Below are 2,907 nucleotides of genomic sequence, written 5' to 3' on the forward strand. Positions count from 1 at the left end.
CGGCGGGGCGGCTGCCTTCGGCCGCTGGATGTACGCCTCCGCGCTCGGCGCCTTCGTTCGTTACGTGCTCGAAGGCTTGTTGCTGCTGGTCTGCATCCTGCTTTCGACTGCGGTGCTGATTTACGCCGAGCGCAAGATCTGGGGTTCGATCCACCTGCGCCGCGGGCCGAACGTGGTCGGGCCGTGGGGCGTGCTGCAGCCCTTCGCCGACTTCCTCAAGTTCATCCTCAAGGAGCCGATCATCCCGGCCGGCGCCAACAAGGGCGTGTTCATCTTCGCGCCGCTGGTCTCAGTGACGCTGGCGCTCGCCGCCTGGGCGGTGATCCCGGTCGCCGACGGCTGGGCGATTTCCAACATCAACGTCGGCGTCCTCTATCTCTTCGCCGTGTCGTCGCTCGGCGTCTACGGCGTGATCATGGCCGGCTGGGCGTCGAACTCGAAATACCCGCTGATGTCGGCCCTGCGCGCCGCGGCGCAGATGATCTCCTACGAAGTGTCGATCGGCTTCGTCATCGTCACTGTGCTGCTGTGCGCCGGCTCGCTGAACTTGACCGATATCGTCCACGCCCAGGACACGCGCTACGGCTTGCTCGGCTGGTATTGGCTGCCGCTGCTGCCGATGTTCGTCATCTTCTTCGTCTCGGCTCTGGCCGAGACCAACCGACCGCCGTTCGACCTCGCCGAGGCGGAGTCGGAGCTCGTCGCCGGCTATATGGTCGAATATTCGGCCTCGCTGTTCCTGCTGCAGTTCCTCACCGAGCTCGTCGCCATCCTGACGATGTCGTCGATGACGACGATCTTCTTCCTCGGCGGCTGGCTGTCGCCGCTGCCGTTCGCGCCGTTCACCTGGATCCCGGGGGTTGTGTGGTTCCTGGCCAAGGCGTGGTGCGTCGTGTTCATGTTCAGCTTCGTCAAGGCCTTCGTGCCGCGCTACCGTTACGACCAATTGATGCGCCTCGGCTGGAAGGTGTTCCTGCCGATTTCGCTGTTCATGGTGGTGCTGGTCGCCGGCGTGCTGGAAGCGACGGGGTGGGGCGTTCACCAATGAAGCCCTCATCCGTCGTCAGCGTCATGGCCGGGCTTGACCCGGCCATCCAGCTAGGTCGGATTGGAGAGAAACGGGTGAGCGTCGGTCGGATGAATGAAAAGGCGCAACGAGCTTCGGCCGCAATCGGCGACCGCGTCGCCTGGATGGCCGGGTCAAGCCCGGCCATGACGTGGACAAGCGCGCGAGCGGGAGCAATCGGAACGACCATGGAGAACGGTCATGGCGCTTAAACTCGACGCCGCCGCACGCTCGGTCTTCTTGACCGAGTTCTTCGCAGCGTTCGCCCTGACCGTGCGCTACATGTTCAAGCCGAAGGCGACGCTCAACTATCCGCACGAGAAGTCGCCGCTTTCGCCCCGCTTCCGCGGCGAGCACGCGCTGCGTCGCTACCCGAACGGCGAAGAGCGCTGCATCGCCTGCAAGCTGTGCGAAGCGATCTGCCCGGCGCAGGCGATCACCATCGAGGCCGGACCGCGCCGCAACGACGGCGCCCGCCGCACCACGCGCTACGACATCGACATGACGAAGTGCATCTACTGCGGCATGTGCCAGGAGGCGTGCCCGGTCGACGCGATCGTCGAGGGGCCGAATTTCGAATTCGCGGTCGAGACGCGCGAAGAACTCTTCTACGACAAGGAACGCCTGCTCGACAACGGCGCGCGTTGGGAGCGGGAACTGGCGCGCAACATCGCGCTCGACGCGCCGTATAAGTAAGAGCCCCTCTCCCGCTCGCGGGAGAGGAGAGGGCAGGGGTGAGGGGAAGTCGAACAATTCTCATCCGTCGGCTTCGCCGCCGCCTTCTTCCGCAAGTGGGAGACGGGAGGGCCGGGAAGCAGAGGACAGGACGGGGGCAGGGGTAACGACAATGCAGGCCGAAGCGGTGTTCTTCTGGATCTTTTCCGCCGTGCTGGTGGCCTCGGCGCTCGCCGTCATCAGCGCGCGCAATCCCGTCCATTCGGTGCTGTTCCTCATCCTCGCCTTCGTCAGCGCCGCCGGTCTGTTCCTGCTGATGGGGGCCGAGTTCCTCGGCATGATCCTGGTCGTCGTCTATGTCGGCGCGGTCGCGGTGCTGTTCCTGTTCGTCGTCTTGCTGCTCGACGTCGATTTCGCCGAGCTCAAGCAAGGCTTCGTGCGCTATCTGCCGATCGGCGCGCTGATCGCGCTGTTCGTCGCCGGCGAACTCGGCTATGTCGCGTTTGGCTGGAACGTCTCGCCCGAGCCGGCGGCGGCCGCTTCGCCGGTCGGCGGCCTGTCGAACACCGCGGCGCTCGGCCGCGTCCTCTACACCCACTACTTCTACTTCTTCCAGGCGGCGGGAATGATTCTGCTCACCGCGATGGTCGGCGCGATCGTACTGACGCTGCGCCACAAGCCGGGGGTTAAGCGTCAGAACGTCGCCGCGCAGGTCGCTCGCACGCCGGCGTCGTCGGTGGAGCTGCGCAAGGTCGCCTCGCGCGCCGGATTGTGAAGGGTTCGTCCATGGTCATCGGTCTCACCCATTACCTGACGCTGGCGGCGATCCTGTTCACCATCGGCGTCGCCGGCATCATTCTCAACCACAAGAACATCATCGTCATCCTGATGTCGGTCGAGCTGATCCTGCTCGCGGTCAACATCAACCTCGTCGCCTTCTCGACCCATAGCGGCGACCTGACCGGGCAGGTGTTCGCGCTGCTGATCCTGACCGTCGCGGCGGCGGAGGCGGCGATCGGCCTCGCCGTGCTCGTCGCCTATTATCGCAACCGCGGCTCGATCGCGGTCGACGACATCAACGCGCTCAAGGGCTGAAGGCGCCATGTACGATCTGATCGTCTTCCTGCCGCTGCTCGGTTTCTTGATCGCCGGCCTGTTCGGCCGCC

Annotated in this window: 4 protein-coding genes; all 4 read left to right on the top strand. The window is 65.0% G+C overall.

Annotated elements, in window-relative coordinates:
- The first annotated feature begins 28 nt into the window (after nt 1-28).
- Entirely contained in the window at nt 29-1,048 is a 1,020-nt protein-coding gene (gene nuoH, locus ABSF49_RS21365) for an NADH-quinone oxidoreductase subunit NuoH (protein ID WP_424114648.1), read from the top strand.
- Between the two features lie 219 nt (nt 1,049-1,267).
- On the top strand, nt 1,268-1,762 hold the full coding sequence (nuoI, locus tag ABSF49_RS21370; protein WP_424114645.1) for an NADH-quinone oxidoreductase subunit NuoI: 495 nt from the start codon (nt 1,268-1,270) through the stop codon (nt 1,760-1,762).
- A 151-nt stretch (nt 1,763-1,913) separates the two neighbouring features.
- Nucleotides 1,914-2,516, top strand: a complete 603-nt coding sequence (locus tag ABSF49_RS21375) for an NADH-quinone oxidoreductase subunit J (protein ID WP_424114646.1) — start codon at nt 1,914-1,916, stop codon at nt 2,514-2,516.
- A gap of 11 nt (nt 2,517-2,527) precedes the next feature.
- Nucleotides 2,528-2,836, top strand: a complete 309-nt coding sequence (gene nuoK, locus ABSF49_RS21380) for an NADH-quinone oxidoreductase subunit NuoK (RefSeq protein WP_424114647.1) — start codon at nt 2,528-2,530, stop codon at nt 2,834-2,836.
- The last annotated feature ends 71 nt before the right edge of the window (nt 2,837-2,907 follow it).

It is taken from the genome of Roseiarcus sp. (genome assembly GCF_049514155.1).
In the GTDB taxonomy this organism is placed as follows: domain Bacteria; phylum Pseudomonadota; class Alphaproteobacteria; order Rhizobiales; family Beijerinckiaceae; genus Roseiarcus.